Annotated in this window: 18 protein-coding genes; 13 read left to right on the top strand and 5 right to left on the bottom strand. The window is 73.6% G+C overall.

What is annotated here, in order from left to right; all coding sequences use genetic code 11:
* The first annotated feature begins 1 nt into the window (after window position 1).
* The gene (locus IG05_RS0127240; protein ID WP_030346651.1) at window positions 2-889 is read left to right on the top strand and encodes a thioesterase family protein; all 888 of its coding nucleotides are present in this window, start codon (window positions 2-4) and stop codon (window positions 887-889) included.
* Here IG05_RS0127240 and IG05_RS0127235 read toward each other — a convergent pair.
* Entirely contained in the window at window positions 876-1,475 is a 600-nt protein-coding gene (locus IG05_RS0127235; RefSeq protein WP_030346650.1) for a TIGR03086 family metal-binding protein, read from the bottom strand. The two genes, IG05_RS0127240 and IG05_RS0127235, sit on opposite strands and share 14 nt — an antisense overlap.
* Before the next feature lie 102 nt (window positions 1,476-1,577).
* Here IG05_RS0127235 and IG05_RS0127230 point away from each other — a divergent pair, with 102 nt between their 5' ends.
* Window positions 1,578-2,567, top strand: coding sequence for a helix-turn-helix transcriptional regulator (locus tag IG05_RS0127230; protein WP_030346649.1), 990 nt, complete (start codon window positions 1,578-1,580; stop codon window positions 2,565-2,567).
* Between the two features lie 6 nt (window positions 2,568-2,573).
* Here IG05_RS0127230 and IG05_RS0127225 read toward each other — a convergent pair whose 3' ends face one another.
* A complete protein-coding gene (locus IG05_RS0127225; RefSeq protein WP_030346648.1) occupies window positions 2,574-3,200 on the bottom strand; it encodes a TetR family transcriptional regulator in 627 nt (208 codons plus the stop codon).
* Between the two features lie 145 nt (window positions 3,201-3,345).
* Between IG05_RS0127225 and IG05_RS48480 the strand changes: the two genes are divergently transcribed.
* From IG05_RS48480 to IG05_RS0127210, 3 genes are all read left to right on the top strand, one after another.
* A complete protein-coding gene (locus IG05_RS48480) occupies window positions 3,346-3,513 on the top strand; it encodes a hypothetical protein (protein WP_030346647.1) in 168 nt (55 codons plus the stop codon).
* A 40-nt stretch (window positions 3,514-3,553) separates the two neighbouring features.
* A complete protein-coding gene (locus tag IG05_RS0127215; RefSeq protein WP_030346646.1) occupies window positions 3,554-3,832 on the top strand; it encodes a hypothetical protein in 279 nt (92 codons plus the stop codon).
* Between the two features lie 115 nt (window positions 3,833-3,947).
* The gene (locus IG05_RS0127210) at window positions 3,948-5,117 is read left to right on the top strand and encodes a cysteine desulfurase family protein (RefSeq protein ID WP_030346645.1); all 1,170 of its coding nucleotides are present in this window, start codon (window positions 3,948-3,950) and stop codon (window positions 5,115-5,117) included.
* Here the strand turns inward: IG05_RS0127210 and IG05_RS0127205 are convergent.
* Complete coding sequence (locus IG05_RS0127205) at window positions 5,114-5,821, bottom strand: N-acetylmuramoyl-L-alanine amidase (RefSeq protein WP_030346644.1); 708 nt, start codon at window positions 5,819-5,821, stop codon at window positions 5,114-5,116. The genes IG05_RS0127210 and IG05_RS0127205 overlap by 4 nt on opposite strands.
* A gap of 60 nt (window positions 5,822-5,881) precedes the next feature.
* On the opposite strand from IG05_RS0127205, the gene mnmA reads away from it, so the two are divergent.
* A complete protein-coding gene (gene mnmA / locus IG05_RS0127200) occupies window positions 5,882-7,009 on the top strand; it encodes a tRNA 2-thiouridine(34) synthase MnmA (RefSeq protein WP_030346643.1) in 1,128 nt (375 codons plus the stop codon).
* A 15-nt stretch (window positions 7,010-7,024) separates the two neighbouring features.
* Here the strand turns inward: mnmA and IG05_RS0127195 are convergent, their stop codons facing one another.
* Together IG05_RS0127195 and IG05_RS0127190 are read right to left on the bottom strand one after the other, a co-directional pair.
* Entirely contained in the window at window positions 7,025-7,807 is a 783-nt protein-coding gene (locus IG05_RS0127195; protein ID WP_030346642.1) for an alpha/beta fold hydrolase, read from the bottom strand.
* Between the two features lie 37 nt (window positions 7,808-7,844).
* A complete protein-coding gene (locus IG05_RS0127190) occupies window positions 7,845-8,168 on the bottom strand; it encodes a DUF427 domain-containing protein (protein WP_030346641.1) in 324 nt (107 codons plus the stop codon).
* A gap of 66 nt (window positions 8,169-8,234) precedes the next feature.
* Here IG05_RS0127190 and IG05_RS0127185 point away from each other — a divergent pair, with 66 nt between their 5' ends.
* The 7 genes from IG05_RS0127185 to IG05_RS0127155 all read left to right on the top strand — a co-directional run bounded on the left by IG05_RS0127185 (window position 8,235) and on the right by IG05_RS0127155 (window position 16,324).
* Window positions 8,235-8,774 carry a TIGR00730 family Rossman fold protein gene (locus IG05_RS0127185; protein ID WP_030346640.1) on the top strand — a complete coding sequence of 180 codons (540 nt, stop codon included), beginning with the start codon at window positions 8,235-8,237 and terminating at the stop codon, window positions 8,772-8,774.
* A gap of 7 nt (window positions 8,775-8,781) precedes the next feature.
* On the top strand, window positions 8,782-9,480 hold the full coding sequence (locus IG05_RS0127180; protein ID WP_030346639.1) for an SDR family oxidoreductase: 699 nt from the start codon (window positions 8,782-8,784) through the stop codon (window positions 9,478-9,480).
* Complete coding sequence (locus IG05_RS0127175) at window positions 9,477-9,854, top strand: hypothetical protein (RefSeq protein WP_030346638.1); 378 nt, start codon at window positions 9,477-9,479, stop codon at window positions 9,852-9,854. The genes IG05_RS0127180 and IG05_RS0127175 overlap by 4 nt, the downstream gene beginning before the upstream one ends.
* Before the next feature lie 31 nt (window positions 9,855-9,885).
* Window positions 9,886-10,893 carry a methionine synthase gene (locus tag IG05_RS0127170; protein ID WP_030346637.1) on the top strand — a complete coding sequence of 336 codons (1,008 nt, stop codon included), beginning with the start codon at window positions 9,886-9,888 and terminating at the stop codon, window positions 10,891-10,893.
* A 15-nt stretch (window positions 10,894-10,908) separates the two neighbouring features.
* Window positions 10,909-13,104 carry an NAD-dependent DNA ligase LigA gene (gene ligA, locus IG05_RS0127165; protein ID WP_030346636.1) on the top strand — a complete coding sequence of 732 codons (2,196 nt, stop codon included), beginning with the start codon at window positions 10,909-10,911 and terminating at the stop codon, window positions 13,102-13,104.
* A gap of 259 nt (window positions 13,105-13,363) precedes the next feature.
* The gene (locus IG05_RS0127160) at window positions 13,364-15,601 is read left to right on the top strand and encodes a putative bifunctional diguanylate cyclase/phosphodiesterase (protein WP_030346635.1); all 2,238 of its coding nucleotides are present in this window, start codon (window positions 13,364-13,366) and stop codon (window positions 15,599-15,601) included.
* Between the two features lie 228 nt (window positions 15,602-15,829).
* Window positions 15,830-16,324 (top strand): cupin domain-containing protein, encoded by a 495-nt coding sequence (locus IG05_RS0127155; RefSeq protein ID WP_030346633.1) that lies wholly within the window; start codon window positions 15,830-15,832, stop codon window positions 16,322-16,324.
* Window positions 16,325-16,377 lie beyond the last annotated feature (53 nt).

The raw sequence follows: 16,377 nt of genomic DNA, 5'->3' as shown, positions 1-16,377 counted from the left end.
CATGCCAGAAGCAGCTTCCGCACCTGCCGTACGGGCCCTGATCGGCGACAGCGAGTTCGACCGCGACACCGCGGTCACCCGGCGCGAGCCCGGCGTCTACGACATCGACCTCTCGGCCGGCTGGACCATCATCAGCGCCGTCAACGGCGGCTACCTGCTGGCCGTACTCGGCCGGGCCCTCGCGGACAGCCTCCCGCACCCGGACCCGTTCACCATCTCCGCGCACTACCTGACCGCCTCCCAGCCGGGCCCCGCGGTCGTGCGCACCGAGACCGTGCGCACCGGCCGGACCCTCTCCACCGGCCAGGCCTCGCTCTTCCAGTACGACGACGAGGGCAACGAGGTGGAACGCATCCGCGTCCTCGCCTCCTACGGCGACCTCGGCGCCCTGCCCGACGACGTCCGTACGACGGCCACCCCGCCCCCGATCCCGCCGCTGGAGCAGTGCTTCGGCCCCGAGGACGCTGCAGCCGATGTCCGACTACCGTCGGGTGGCGCCCCGGTCGACGGCAGCTCCGCCATCACCGAACGGCTGATGCTCAAGCTCGACCCCGCCACCCTCGGCTGGGCGCTCGGCGCGCCCTCCGGCAAGGGCGAGATGCGCGCCTGGTTCGGGCTGGCCGACGGCCGCGACGCCGACCCGCTCTCGCTGCTCCTCGCCGTGGACGCCCTCCCGCCCACCGCCTTCGAGCTGGGCCTCAAGGGCTGGGTGCCGACCGTGGAACTCACCGTCCACGTCCGTCACCGCCCGGCCCCCGGCCCGCTGCGGGTGGCGGTCACCACCCGCAACCTGGCCGGCGGCTTCCTGGAGGAGGACGCCGAGGTGTGGGACAGCGCGGACCGCCTGGTCGCCCAGTCCCGCCAGCTCGCCCGGGTCAGGCTCGGCTGAGCGGCTCACGCCCCAGCCAGGCCGCCAGCCGCCCGTAGGCGTCCGCCCCCTCGGGGGCCTCGCGGCGGGTGCCGAAGGGGATCCGGGCGTCCCGCGGAAGGGAGTCGGGCAGCACCCGCTGGGCGTTGGCGAGCGCGAACTCCGCGAGTTCCGGGTCGAGTTCGTGCGGATGGCCGACCGCCTCGGCGAGGTCCCAGGTGTGCGTCACGATCTCCATGACGTACCCGGACAGCGCCGCGTGCCCCGGCACCTCGCCCCAGGGCACGCGCACCTGGTCCGTCATCCGCTCGTCGCTCGCCCAGGCCTTCAGCGCGCGCACGCGCACCTCGTCGTAGGCCGCCGCCCAGCCGTCGTCGGCGACGCCCTCGGCGACGGGTTCCACCGCGAGTCCGTCGCCGCCCTCGCCGACCACGGCGATCCGCCGGGTGCCGCCGACGACGTGGCTCAGCAGGCCGCGCACGTCGAACTCGGTACACGGCGTGGGACCGGCGAGCTGTTCCGGCCGTACCGTCTTGATCAAGGCGGCGGCCTGCTCGGTAGCGCGGGTGTAGAGGGGGCGCGGGTCGGTGAAGCCGTTGGTGGTCATGGAATGCACCTCTCGTCAGTCGGTGCACCGAGCATCCCCGGAAAACCTGACAGAACCCGTCAGCATTTGCGCCGGATCCGCGTCCGGCGGGATCCTTCCGCCGTGAAGTCCGACCGGCTGCTGTCGATCCTGCTGTTCCTGCAGACCCGGGGCCGCGTGCCCGCGCGCGAACTCGCCGACCGGCTGGAGGTGTCGGTGCGCACCGTCTACCGGGACGTCGAGGCGCTGTCCGCCGCCGGGGTGCCGGTGTACGCCGAACGCGGCCGGCGCGGCGGCATCACTCTCCTCCCCGGATACCGCACCGACGTCACCGGGCTGACCGCCGACGAGTCCCGGGCGCTGTTCGTGCTGGCCGCCCAGGGCGCCCATGCCGCGCTCGGCCTGGACGCGGCCCTCGGCTCCGCGCTGCGCAAGGTGATGGCCGCGCTCCCGGCGCCGCACCGGCCCGCCGCCGAGGTGACCAGCCGCCGCGTCCTGGTGGACGCCACCCGCTGGATGAGCGGCCCGCGGCAGGCCGCCGACCTGGACGTGCTCCAGGACGCGGTGTTCTCCGACCGGCGCCTCGAACTGCGCTACCGGCACAGCGGGGAGCGGGAGCCGCGGACGTACACCGTGGATCCGTACGGCCTCGTCGCCAAGGCCGGGGTCTGGTACCTGGTCGCCGACCGGCGCGGCCGGCCGCGGATGTTCCGTGCCGACCGGGTGCGCTCGGCCCGGCTGCTGGACGACCCCGTGCGGCGCCGGCCCGGCGTCGAACTCGCCGACGCCTGGGAGGTGCTGCGCCGGCAGGTGGAGGAGCGGGCGGACGCCGTCGAGGTCACCGTGCGGGTTCGGCGTGCCCGGCTCGACGCGTTCCGGCGCGTGGCCGCCGCGCAGCTGACGGAGGTGACCGACGACGACGGCGCGGGCGAGTGGGTCACCGCGCGGCTGTCCTACCCGGCGCTGCGCGCCGTACGCCAACTGCTCGGCTTCTGCGACCAGGTGGAGGTCCTGGAGCCGCCCGAGGCCCGCGCCGAGCTGCTGGCGGGGGCGCGCTCGGTCATGGCCCTGTACGAGGGGTCCCGGCCCGGGGGAGGGGACCGGCCGGGGTGAGCGGCGTCAGTCCCGCCAGTGGCTGCGGCCGATGCTGATGAGCCGCAGCTGGCGGGTGGCGAGCTGCGTCACCCGCTCCCGCTCCTCCTGCGAGGCCTCCGGTGTCTCCAGGAACAGGGAGGCGGTGATGAGCATCTGGTCGACGTAGAGGTGCGCGAGCATCAGAAGGTCGTCGTCGCTCCAGCCCGCCGCCTCCGGGTCCTTGGCCAGCTCGGCCTTCACCTCCTCGGCGAACCGCACCAGTTGGGCGCGGATGGCCTCGCGCACTGGCTGCACCCCGCCGTGCCGCTCGCGGGCTATGAAGCGGACGTGCGCGGGGTAGGCCTCCACGTGGCGGGCGATCAGCTCGACGGCGCGGGTGATGCGTTCCTCGCTGTCGCCCGTGGTGGACACGGTGGTCCGCACCATCGGGTGCAGGCTGCCCAGCGCCTCGTCGACCAGGGCCACACCGAGGTCGGCGGTCGAGCGGAAGTGCCGGTAGAAGGCGGTCGGGGCGACCCCGACGGCCCGGGTGACCTCGCGCAGGCCCAGGCTGCTCAGGCTCTGCTCCTCCAGCAGCGCGAGAGCCGCGTCGAGGAACGCCTGCCGGGTCTTCTGCTTCTGGGCCTGCCGGATGCCGAGGGTGTGACTCATGTCATCCAGTTAACAACTGTTCTCTGGAATTGAAAAGCCGCCGGGAGCGCTAGACTCGAAGTCAGTGAACAACTGTTACTACAACTGTTCACCGAAACTTCACACCGGCTGAACACGAGGCATCCCGGAGGGGGGATTCCATCCCATGCTGTTCCTCGTCGCCGCTCTCATGCTGCTCGGAGTCGTGCTGGGCACCGTCGCCCACGCGCCGCTGACCGTCACCGCCGTACTGGCCGCCGTCATCGCCGTCTGGCTCTGCGTGTTCGCGATCCGCGAGCGCCACGGGCGCCGCCGCCCCACCTCGACCAGCTGACCGCCGTGACCACCGGAAAGGACCTCAGGAGCTGAGCACCATGCACCTCACCGCACCGGCCCCCGGCCGCACCGAGCCCCGCCCGCGCACCCGCGACGCCGACGGCATGGCCGTCGCGTCCTTCATCCTCGGCCTCCTCGGCCTGCTCGTCCTCAACGTCTTCCTGGGCCCGGTCGCCATCGTGCTGGCCGCGGCCGCCCTCTGGCGCGGCACCGCCCGCCGCGGCCGCGCCTACCTGGGCCTCACCCTCGGCCTGGCCGACCTGGCCGTCCTGGTGGCGGCGATGGAGGTCTCGGGGACGGTGTCCTGGAGCCTGTGACGGCCGGACGCCCCGAGGACGACGGGGCAGCCGCCACCACCCGGCCCGGGGCACACCCGGCGCGAGGCGCCCGGAGCCGACCGCGGGGACCCGGCGCCGTAGAATCGGCCGCACCATGGCATACCTCGACCACGCCGCGACCACCCCGATGCTCCCGGAGGCGGCAGAGGCACTCACCGCCCAGCTGAGCATCACGGGCAACGCCTCCTCCCTCCACGCGTCCGGCCGGCAGGCCCGCCGCACGGTCGAGGAATCCCGCGAGACGCTCGCCGAAGCGCTCGGCGCCCGCCCCAGCGAGGTCGTCTTCACCTCGGGCGGCACCGAGGCCGACAACCTGGCCGTCAAGGGCCTGTACTGGTCCCGCGTCGCCGCCGACCCGGCCCGCACCCGCGTCCTGGCCAGCCCCGTCGAGCACCACGCCGTCCTCGACGCCGTGCACTGGCTCGGCGAGCACCAGGGCGCCACCGTCGAGTACCTCCCCGTCGACCCCTACGGCCGCGTCCACCCCGAGGCACTGCGCGAGGCCATCGCCCGCAACCCCGACGACGTCGCCCTGGCCACCGTGATGTGGGCCAACAACGAGATCGGCACGGTCATGCCGATCCGCGAACTCGCCGACGTCGCCGCCGAGTCCGGCGTCCCGCTGCACGCCGACGCGGTCCAGGCCTTCGGTCAGGTCCCGGTCGGCTTCGAGGCCTCGGGCCTCGCCGCGATGACCGTCTCCGGCCACAAGATCGGCGGCCCCTACGGCATCGGCGCGCTGATCCTCGGCCGTGAGTACACCCCCGTACCCGTCCTGCACGGCGGCGGCCAGGAGCGGCACGTGCGCTCCGGCACGCTCGACGTCCCGGCCGTGGCCTCCTTCGCCGTCGCCGGCCGGCTCGCCGCCGAGCAGCGCGCCTGGTTCGCCCGGGAGATCGGCGCCCTGCGCGACCAGCTCGTGGACGCCGTGCGCAGCGCCGTACCCGACGCGATCCTCGGCGGCGACCCGGCACCCGGCGGCCGGCTCCCGGCCAACGCGCACTTCACCTTCCCCGGCTGCGAGGGCGACTCCCTGCTGCTCCTGCTGGACGCCCAGGGCATCGAGTGCTCCACCGGCTCCGCCTGCACCGCGGGCGTCGCCCAGCCCAGCCACGTCCTCCTGGCCACCGGCACCGACCCGGACCTGGCCCGCGGCACCCTGCGCTTCTCCCTCGGCCACACCTCCACGGAGGCCGACGTCGAGGCCGTCGCGAAGGCGATCGGCCCCGCGGTCGAACGCGCCCGCGCGGCCGGGCTCACCTAGGACGTCCCGCCGCCCCCACCGGGCGCGTCCCCGGCGCGCTCGGCGCGGACCAGGCCGAGGTACCGCTCCCAGTCCCAGAACCGCCCCGGGTCCGTGTGGTCCGTGCCCGGCACCTCCACGTGCCCGATGATGTGCTCCCGGTCCACGGGTATGCCGTACCGCCCGCATACCGCCGCCGTCAGCCGGGCCGACGCCGCGTACATGGCGTCCGTGAAGGAGGAGGCGTCCTCCACGAAGCCCTCGTGCTCGATGCCGACACTGCGTTCGTTGTACTCCCGGTTGCCCGCGTGGAAGGCGACGTCCAGCTCGCGGATCAGCTGGGTGACCCGCCCGTCCCGGCGCACGATGTAGTGCGCGGCGGCGCCGTGCGCGGGGTCCTGGAACACCTTCACCGCCGAGGCGTAACCGCCCTGGGTGACATGGACGACCACCCGGTCCACCCGGTAGTCGGCCGGCCGGTCCGCCCGCCGGTAGTTCGCCGCCGAGGCCGCCACCCAGCGCGCACCCCGGAAGTCCACCGCGCCCGCCACCCGCGGCTTGTCCACCCCGGGCAGCCGCCACCACAGCCGCGACAGCTCCTCGCGGGCCAGTACCGCCGTGCCCACGGCCGCCGCGGCCCCGCCGACGAGCAGCGCCCGCCGGCCCAGCCGCCCGTCGCCGTCGCCGGCCGCCGCCCCCGTGCTCGTCCCGGTCGTCGCCCCCATGTGATCGTCAACGGATATCCGGCCGACCAGGTTCCCGCGCCCCCGTACTCTGGAAGGGTTATGACTGACACCCCGCAGCGCACCCGCCCCCTCCGCGTCCTCGCCGCCATGTCCGGCGGAGTGGACTCCGCCGTCGCCGCCGCGCGGGCCGCGGAAGCAGGCCACGACGTCACCGGCGTACATCTCGCGCTCTCCGCGAACCCGCAGTCGTTCCGCACCGGCGCGCGGGGCTGTTGCACCATCGAGGACTCGCGCGACGCCCGCCGCGCGGCCGACGTCATCGGCATCCCGTTCTACGTCTGGGACCTCGCCGACCGCTTCCGCGAGGACGTCGTCGAGGACTTCGTCGCCGAGTACGAGGCCGGCCGTACCCCGAACCCGTGCCTGCGCTGCAACGAGAAGATCAAGTTCGCCGCGCTGCTGGACAAGGCGCTGGCGCTCGGCTTCGACGCCGTCTGCACCGGCCACTACGCCAAGGTGATCGTGAACGAGGACGGCTCCCGCGAGCTGCACCGCGCCTCCGACATGGCGAAGGACCAGTCGTACGTCCTCGGCGTGCTGGACGACAAGCAGCTCGCGCACGCGATGTTCCCGCTCGGCGACACGGTCACCACCAAGGAGGAGATCCGCGCGGAGGCCGAGCGCCGGGGCCTGGCGGTGGCCAAGAAGCCCGACTCGCACGACATCTGCTTCATCGCCGACGGCGACACCCAGGGCTTCCTGGCCAAGCGGCTCGGCCGGGCCGAGGGCGACATCGTGGACGAGACCGGCACCAGGCTGGGCACCCACGACGGCGCCTACGGCTTCACCATCGGCCAGCGCAAGGGCCTGCGGATCGGCACCCCGGCCCCGGACGGCAAGCCGCGCTACGTGCTCGACATCTCCCCGGTCACCAACACGGTCACCGTCGGCCCGGCCGCCGCCCTCGACGTCACCGCCCTCACCGCGATCAAGCCCCGCTGGTGCGGCGCCGCCCCCACCGGTCCCGGCACCTACACCGCCCAGCTGCGCGCCCACGGCGGCGAGACCGAGGTGAGGGCCGAACCGGCCGGCGGCGAGCTGCGCGTGACCTTCGCCGAGCCGGTCCGCGGGGTCGCCCCCGGCCAGGCGATCGTGCTGTACGACGGCACGCGTGTGGTGGGCTCGGCGACCATCGCGTCCACCACGCGCGCGGCGGCGGCGGTCTGAGCCGGTCCGCCGCCCCTACCCGGCGACGTACTCCGCCAGCACCGGGCCCAGCACGTCCGGCTCCACCATGTGGGTCTGCCCGGGCAGGATCCGGTACGTGCCCTGCGGCACGGCCTCCGCGACCGCCTGGCTCGCCCGGTGCATCCACTCCGGGCTGGCGCCGCCCGCGACCGCGAGGACGGGGACGGTGACCGAGGCCAGCAGGGCGCGGGGGAGCAGGCCGTCGCCCATGACCGCGTCGTCGTGGGCGAGGCTGGGGGCGACGGCCTCCATGCCGGTCCACATCGGGGACTGGCGGGCGCGCTGGATCATCTCCTCGCCGAGGCCCGTCAGGCGCAGGAACAGCTCCACCGCGTCCCCGCGCCGGCCCTCGGCGAGCGCCTTGTTCAGCTGCTCCTTGTACGTGGCCTCCCGCGTGGCGCCGCCCTCCAGGTGGTCGGCGTACGGCACCTCGTACACCGCCGCCCGGCGCACCGGCAGCCCGCTCGCCGCCGCGTGCAGCACCAGCGCGCCGCCCGAGGAGACCCCGAACAGCGCCGCGTCGCCGCCCACCGCGTCGAGCAGCGCGGCCAGGTCCTCGACCTCCCGGTCCACCGCGTACGGCGCCGTGTCACCGCTCTCGCCGCGGCCCCGGCGGTCGTAGACGACGGCCGTGCAGCGCTCCGCGAGCCGCTCCGCCAGGGGCAGCACGGTGCCGCCGGTGGACATCGCGCCACTCACCAGGATCACCGTGGGCCCCTGGCCCGTCACGTGGTACGCGAGGGAAGTCCCGTCGCGCGAAGTCGTCTTCTTGTCCATGCCCGTGCAGACTGCCGTACGACACGGGACTCACCGGTCATGACACGTCGGTGTCGTAGAAGCAGAAGTGGTCCTTGATCTCCACCACGTCCGGCTTCGGGTCCGGGTACGCCCAGACGAGGTCGGGCGCGTCCGGCAGCGACCAGTAGGACGCCGTGCCCTTGAAGGGGCAGACGGTGTGCGTGTCGGAGGGCGTCAGCAGGTCCAGGCGTACGTCCTCGGCGGGGATGTAGTACCGCACCGGGCAGCCCGTCTCGCGCAGCTCCAGGGGGCGGTCGGATTCGGCGAGCACCTGGTCGCCGCGCACCACGCGCACGTGCCGGCCGCTCTTCTCGATCGTGATCGTGTGTCCTCGGCTCATACCCGTACAGCGTCAGGAGGTGCCGCACTTCTTCCCGCCCCGGCCGCAGACCGTACGGTGGAGGGCATGAACATCTGTGTCTTCCTGTCCGCCGCCGACCTCGACGAGCGGTACACGCGCCCCGCGCGCGAGTTCGCGGAACGGATCGGCAAGGGCGGCCACACCCTCGTCTGGGGCGGCTCCGACTCCGGTCTGATGAAGGTGGTCGCCGACGGCGTGCAGGAGACCGGCGGCAGACTGCTGGGCGTCTCCGTGGAGTTCCTCGCGAACAAGGCGCGCCCCGGCGCCGACGAGATGGTCATCGCGGGCGACCTCGCCGAACGCAAGAAGCTGCTGCTGGAGAAGGCCGACGCCGTGGTGATCATGGTGGGCGGCACCGGCACGCTGGACGAGGCCACCGAGATCCTGGAGCTGAAGAAGCACGGCCGCACCGAGAAGCCGGTCGTGCTGCTGAACACCGCGGGCTTCTACGACGGCCTGCGCGAGCAGTTCCGCCGCATGGAGGCCGAGGGCTTCCTGCCCCGCCCGCTGGCCGAGCTGGTCTTCTTCGCCGACGAGCCGGCCGGGGCGCTGGCCTACCTGGAGGAGCAGGCCGGGACTCACTGATGCGAGCATGGCGGGCATGGCTACTCATGTGATCACCGGGGCCGGTTCCGGCATCGGCGCGGCCGTCGCCCGCCGGCTGCACGCGCGCGGGGACGAACTCGTGCTGCACGCGCGCGACGCGGGCCGCGCCAAGGAGCTGGCTGCCGAGTTCCCCGGCGCGCGCACCCTGGTCGGCGACCTCGCGGACCCGGACAGGCTCTCCTGGGCGTTCTCCCACCAGACGCTCCCGGACCGGGTGGACTCCCTGCTGCACATCGCCGGCGTCGTCGACCTCGGCGACGTCGGCGACCTGACCCCGAAGTCCTGGCGCCACCAGCTCAACGTCAACCTGGTCGCGCCCGCCGAGCTGACCCGGCACTTCCTGCCGCAGCTGAGGGCGGCCCGCGGCCACGTGGTCTTCGTCAACTCCGGAGCCGGCCTGAGCGCCCACGCCGGCTGGTCCGCCTACGCCGCCTCCAAGCACGGCCTGAAGGCCCTCGCCGACGCCCTGCGCCAGGAGGAGCACGCCGCCGGCGTCCGCGTCACCTCCGTCTATCCCGGCCGCACCGCGAGCCCCATGCAGGCCAAGGTCCACCAGCAGGAGGGCAAGGACTACGACGCCTCGAAGTGGATCGACCCCGAGTCGGTCGCCACGACGGTCCTGATGACCCTGGACCTGCCGCGGGACGCGGAGGTCAACGACCTGACGGTCCGGCCCGGACGGTGACCGACGGTGCCGGGATCCGGGCCTGGCTGGCGCAGGTCTGGCCCCGGACCGAGGCCGCTCTCGTCCTCGCGGGCGGTGACCTGCGCGTCCCGCTCGCCGACCGGCCGGTCCTCGGCGAGGTCTTCGACGACGCCGCCCTCGGGGAACTGCGCGGTCTGGCGACCGAGGGCGAGTTCACCGGCGACATCTGCCGGTGCCCCGGCAGCCTGACGGTGGCCCTGCTGAACGCGCAAGGCGCCGTCACGGGCGCCGCCGGCCTGCACGGCGGCACGGATCTCGCCTGGGAGCGGAACCGCTTCCGCAACAACCTCGCGGTCGCCGATCCGCAGGGACTGTGCGCCTTTCTGCGCCGGTACGGGGCCCACTGGTTGTGAGTCCGCCGGCCGGCCTACGTACCCTGCCGGGGTGAGCGAAAACAGCCAGTTCAGGTTCCCGGGAGCCACCGCCGTGGGTTCCCTGCCCGGCGGGGACAGCAGGGAAGCCGCCAAGACGTCCACCGGCAGCTTCGAGGACTTCCCGTTCCTCCCGGAGCTGCCCGCGCGCGGGCCCGGGGCCGACATGATCGGCCGGACCGCCGGGATGCTGGTCGAGCTGTACGCGCGCGTGGAGCCCAGCGGGTGGCGGATCGGGGACCGGCCGGGCCGGGACACCAGGCGGGCGCGGTCCTGGCTGGTCGAGGACCTGGACGCCCTGGAGGAGTTCACGCAGGGCTACGCGGGCGACCTGAAGGTGCAGGCGGTCGGGCCGTGGACGCTGGCCGCCGCCCTGGAGCTCAGGAACGGCGAGGCCGCGCTGTCGGACCCCGGCGCCTGCCGGGACCTCGCCGCCTCGCTCGCCGAGGGACTGCGGCTGCACCTCGACGAGGTGCGGCGCCGCGTCCCGGGCGCCCGGATCGTCCTCCAGCTCGACGAGCCCTCCCTCACCGCCGTCCTGCGCGGCCGGGTCCGTACCGCGAGCGGCTACCGCACCCACCGCGCCGTGGACCGGCAGATCGTGGAGGCCACGCTCCGGGACGTCGTCGGCGCGCACGGCGGCGACCCCGTGGTGGTGCACTCCTGCGCCCCGGACGTGCCGTTCGCGCTGCTGCGGCGGGCCGGCGCGGCGGCCGTCTCCTTCGACCTCGCGCTCCTCACCGAGCGTGACGACGAGACGATCGGCGAGGCCGTCGAGGGCGGCACGCGCCTGTTCGCCGGTGTCGTGCCCGGCACGGACGGCCCGTTGTCAGACCCTGCCGGTAGCGTCATGGGTGTCAGGACGCTGTGGCGCAGGCTGGGGCTGCATCCGGGGCTGCTCACCGAGGCGGTCACGGTGACCCCGGCATGCGGTCTCGCGGGCGCTTCACCCGCCTACGCGCGCCAGGTGCTCGCCCACTGCGTCCAGGCGGCGAGATCCCTCGCGGACAACCCAGAGTAACGGGAGGACAACACGGTGGCCGGCGACAAGCAGCAGGCGGAGACGGCAGTGCCCGCCGAGGCACGTGACGAGCACGCGCAGCTCGCTGAGCAGATCGAGGAGCACCGCTTCCGGTACTACGTGAAGGACGCTCCCGTCATCAGCGACGCGGAATTCGACCAGCTCCTGAAGTCCCTGGAGGCACTGGAGGAGCGGTATCCGGAGCTGCGCTCCCCGGACTCGCCCACCCAGAAGGTCGCGGGGTCGTACGAGACGGAGTTCACCGCGGTCGAGCACCGCCAGCGGATGCTCTCGCTCGACAACACGTTCAACGACGACGAGCTGGCCGCCTGGGCCGAGCGCATCGCACGGGAACTGGGCGACCAGACGTACCACTTCCTGTGCGAGCTGAAGGTCGACGGTCTCGCCGTCAACCTCACGTACGAGAAGGGCCGGCTCACGCGCGCGGCCACCCGCGGCGACGGCCGCACCGGCGAGGACATCACGCCGAACGTCCGGACGATCACGGACATCCCGGACCGTCTCGGGGGCGACAAGGTGCCCGACCTGGTGGAGATCCGCGGTGAGGTCTACTTCCCGATGGAGAAGTTCCTCGAACTCAACGAACGCCTGGTCGCGGCCGGTGACAAGCCCTTCGCCAACCCCCGCAACGCCGCCGCCGGTTCGCTGCGCCAGAAGGACCCGCGCGTCACCGCCGGCCGGCCGCTGCACATGGTCGTCCACGGCATCGGCGCCCTGGAGGGCTACTCGGGGATGAACCGGCTCTCCCAGGCCTACGACCTGCTGAAGACCTGGGGCCTGCCCACCTCCCCGCACAACCGGGTGGTCGACGACCTCGACGGCGTACGGGAGTTCATCGCCCACTACGGCGAGAACCGCCACTCCGTCGCGCACGAGATCGACGGTGTCGTGGTCAAGCTGGACGAGATCCGCCTCCAGGGACGGCTCGGCTCCACCGCGCGTGCCCCGCGCTGGGCGATCGCGTACAAGTACGCGCCGGAGGAGGTCAACACCAAGCTGATCGACATCAAGGTGGGCGTCGGCCGCACCGGCCGTGTCACGCCGTACGCCCAGGTGGAGCCGGTCACGGTGGCCGGCAGCGAGGTCGAGTTCGCCACGCTGCACAACCAGGAGGTCGTCAAGGCCAAGGGCGTCCTCATCGGCGACACGGTCGTGCTCCGCAAGGCCGGTGACGTCATCCCGGAGATCCTCGGTCCGGTGGTCGACCTCAGGGACGGCACCGAGCGGGAGTTCGTGATGCCGGGCGAGTGCCCCGAGTGCGGCACGGCGCTGCGCCCCATGAAGGAGGGCGACATCGACCTCCGCTGCCCCAACGCCCGTACCTGCCCCGCGCAGTTGAGGGGCCGCGTCGGGTATCTGGCGGGCCGGGAGTGCCTGGACATCGAACACTTCGGTGACGTGGCCGCCGCCGCGCTCACCCAGCCGCTGGAGCCGGCCGACCCGCCGCTGGTGGACGAGGGCGACCTGTTCGACCTGACGGTGGAGAAGCTGCTGCCCATCAAGGCGTACGTGCTCGACCCGGACAGCGGTCTGCCCAGGCGGGACCCCAAGACGGGTGAGGAGAAGGTCGTCACGGTCTTCGCCAACCAGAAGGGCGAGCCGAAGAAGAACACCCTCGCCCTGCTGGCGAACATCGAGGCGGCCAAGTCCCGTCCGCTCGCCCGCTTCCTGAACGGGCTGTCGATCCGGCACGTCGGCCCGGTCGCCGCGCAGGCCCTCGCGCGCGAGTTCCGGTCCATCGACCGCATCGAACAGGCGACCGAGGAGGAGCTGGCCGCCGCCGACGGCGTCGGCCCCATCATCGCCGCCGCCCTCAAGCAGTGGTTCGCCGAGGACTGGCACCGCGAGATCGTCCGCAAGTGGAAGGCCGCGGGCGTCCCGCTGGAGGAGCAGTCCACCGGCGAGGACGAGGGACCGCGTCCGCTGGAGGGGCTCACGGTCGTCGTCACCGGCACGCTGGAGAACTTCACCCGGGACGGCGCCAAGGAGGCGCTCCAGGGCCAGGGCGCGAAGGTGACCGGTTCGGTGTCGAAGAAGACCTCGTTCGTCGTAGTGGGTGACAACCCCGGATCGAAGTACGACAAGGCGATGCAGTTGAAGGTTCCCGTCCTGAACGAGGACGGTTTCACCGTCCTCTTGGAACAGGGCCCCGAAGCGGCGGCCGAAGTCGCGCTTCCGACCGGGGAGTAGCGGTTGAAGGCCACCCGATCGGCGCATATCAGATGCATACGGGTGGCCCGGGCGCATTCGGGCAACCGTCGGAGACAGCTGCCCGTGGAAGCCTTCCGCGGCCTACTGTTGAGGTGTGCGCCGGCCGCGCCCGGCCTCGGCCGGGACGTCACCGTGCCCTCCAGGGGTGCGGGGAAGGTTTCTTCGGCGCGGAGCTGCTGATGGTTGTCGGGCATCGGGCCGCGTGGCGTGGGCACCGCCGGCTGTGAGAGGGACGGGAATGGAACCGACCGAGAGCGCCGCCCCGGACTCACGGCTGCGTCTGCGCCGCCGCGCGGTCGCATGGCGTGGGTACCGGTGGACCGGCCGGACCGACGGGCGTACCGGCGGACAGCCGCGCCCGGCCGGACCGGGTGCCGCCGCCGAAGCCCACGCGCCCCTGCCGGCCCTCGAACCCGCCCCGGGCCTGCCGGGCGCCGACACGGAACGGCACCCGTCCTGGCCCGCGCTGCCCGCGGCCCTCGTGGCCGCCGCGGGCTTCGCCCTGGGCGCCGGCTTCTACCGCGCCTACGTCGGCCACCGCGCCCTCTTCCCCTGCGGCACGGTCGGCTGGTCGCTGGCCCTGCTGACCGGCGTCATCGTCGGCCACCTCGTCATGCTGGGCCGCGCCCGCTGGTGGGGCGGCACCGGATCGGGCGCCGCCCTCACCCTCGCCGTGCTGCTGCTGTACGGCTGGGTGCCGGCCGGCCTGGTCAGCCTCACCGTCGTCATGCTGGTCGGCATCGCCCGGCGGCACCGCTGGCGGCAGGGCGTGCTGCACGGCGCGGTGGACGTCCTCGGCATCGGCGCCGGCGCCCTGGTGCTGGGCGCGTTCGGCCGGATCCCCAGCGTCGAGGCGCCCTGGCGGCCCGGCACCTGGAGCATCGCCACCGCCCCGCAGGTCGCCCTGGTCGCCGTCGCCTACCTCGCCGTCAGCCGCGGCCTGCTGTGGTACCTGAACGCCCCGCGCGGCGGCGGCGTGCCCACCGTCGCCCGTACCGCCCTGGTCAGACAGGGCCTGGTCGCCGTGGCGCTGCTCGGTATCGCGCCCCTGCTGTGCGTCGTCGCCGACGCCCAGCCGATCCTGCTCCCGCTCTTCGCGATCCCGCTCATCGCCCTGGACTCCACGCTGTGGATGGCCCGCGCCCGCGCCGAGGAGCAGCTGCGCGACCCGCTGACCGGGCTGCCCAACCGGCAGTGGCTGCTGGAGCGGATCTGGACGGCCCTGGACGACGCCGAGCGCATCGGCGCCCGCGCCGCGCTCATGCTGATCGACCTCGACCGTTTCCGCTCGGTCAACGACACGCTCGGTCATCTGGCCGGCGACCGGCTGCTGCTCCAGATCGCCGACCGGCTGCGGCTCGCCCTGCCGCGCGGCGCCGAGGCCGCCCGGCTCGGCGGTGACGAGTTCGCCGTCTTACTGCCCGTCGCCGACTCCACCACGTCGGCGACCCGGGTCGCCCGCGGTCTGGTCACCGCCCTCAGCTCCCCGCTCGACCTCGACGGCCTCACCCTCGTCCTGGAGGCCAGCGCCGGCGTCGCCGTCTTCCCCGACCACGCCCTGGACGCCGAGGGACTGCTGCGCCGCGCCGACGTCGCGATGTACCAGGCGAAACGGGACCGCACGGGCGTCGAGGTCTACGAGTCCAAGCGCGACTCCAACACCCCGGACCGCCTCGGCCTGCTGGGCGACCTGCGCCGGGCACTGGACGCACAGGAGGTACAGCTCCACTACCAGCCCAAGGTCCGCTTCGACGGACAGGTCGCCGGTCTGGAGGCACTGGTCCGCTGGGTGCACCCCGAGCGCGGCAAGGTGCCGCCGGACGAGTTCATAGCGATAGCCGAGTCCTCCGGGCTGATGCCCCACCTCACCGAGTACGTGCTGGAGACCGCGCTCGGCCAGGTCGCCCGGTGGCGCGCCCAGGGCCTGCGGGTGCCCGTCGCCGTCAACGTCTCCCCGCGCGACGTGCACACCCCGGGATTCGCCGGATCGGTCGCCGCGCGCCTCGCCCGGCACGGGGTTCCCGCCGGAGCGCTCCAGCTGGAGATAACGGAGCACGTCCTGCTGGAGGACCCGCAGCGGGCCGCCGACACCCTCGCCGGACTCACCGGACACGGCGTGAAGATGTCCCTGGACGACTTCGGCACCGGCTACTCCTCCCTGGTGCACCTGCGGCGGCTCCCGGTCAGCGAGCTGAAGATCGACCGCTCCTTCGTCGCCCGGCTGGCCGTCGACGCCCAGGACGCCGAGATCGTGCGCTGCACCGTCGACCTCGCCCACTCGCTGGGCCTCCTCGTGGTCGCCGAGGGCGTGGAGGACGACGAGACCTGGGAGCGGCTGCGCGATCTGGGGTGCGACGCGGTGCAGGGCTGGCTGGTCGCCGCCGCGATGCCTCCGGAGGAGGCGACCGCGTGGCTGCTGGCCCGCGGCTCCCGGGGCTGGCAGCGGCCGCCCGCCGCGCTGCCGGCCGCCGAGTAGTCTCCTGCCGCCGGCAGCGCACGCGGAAGGCGCCGGCGGCGGTGGCGCAGCCGTGCACGGGGGCACTCGTCCCGTTCCCGGACACGCGGACGGGCCTGCGCCGCGGCGGCGCGCAGCCGTCGCCCTCGGGATCCGCTCCGCCGCCGCGAGGGTCGTACCGACCGGTGCCGGACCGCTGGTCGCGGTCCGACCGCCCCGTCGCGGGCGTCACACAAGGGGGAAACCGCCATGTCGCTGTTCGTGCCCAGGTTCGACGAGACCGTGCTGGTCCGGGACGCCGAGGCCGAGGTCCTCGGCGGTGCCCCCGTCGGCGTGCGGCTGCTGGCCGACAGCAGCGCCAGCGGCGGCGCGCTGTCCACCGTGCGCGTCACCCTCGCCGAGGGTGCCGACGGCGCCCGCCCGCATGTGCACCACAACTCGGCCGAGATGTTCTACCTGCTCGGCGGCGAGGCCGAGGTCCTCTCCGGCGACGACGTGGTGACCGCCGGGCGCGGCGATCTGATCATCGTCCCGCCGGACCGCCCCCACGCCTTCGCCGCCGCCCCCGGCAGCACCGCCGACCTGCTCATCGTCATCACCCCCGGCGTCGAGCGCTTCGAGTACTTCCGCCACCTCCAGCGCATCCGCCTCGGCGAGGCCACCCCGCAGAGCCTGCTGGAGGTCCAGGAGCTGTACGACAACCACTTCCTGAGGAGCCCCGCATGGGACGGCCGGCACCGGTGAGGCCGCCGCCGGGCCAAACCGTTTCACGGGCACCCGCCCCCGCCCCCTAGGAT

The sequence above is a fragment of the Streptomyces sp. NRRL S-1022 genome (genome assembly GCF_000720135.1).
Lineage (GTDB): Bacteria > Actinomycetota > Actinomycetes > Streptomycetales > Streptomycetaceae > Streptomyces.
The sequence above is the reverse complement of the archived record's forward strand: the minus strand, read 5'-3'. Positions and strand labels throughout refer to the sequence as shown.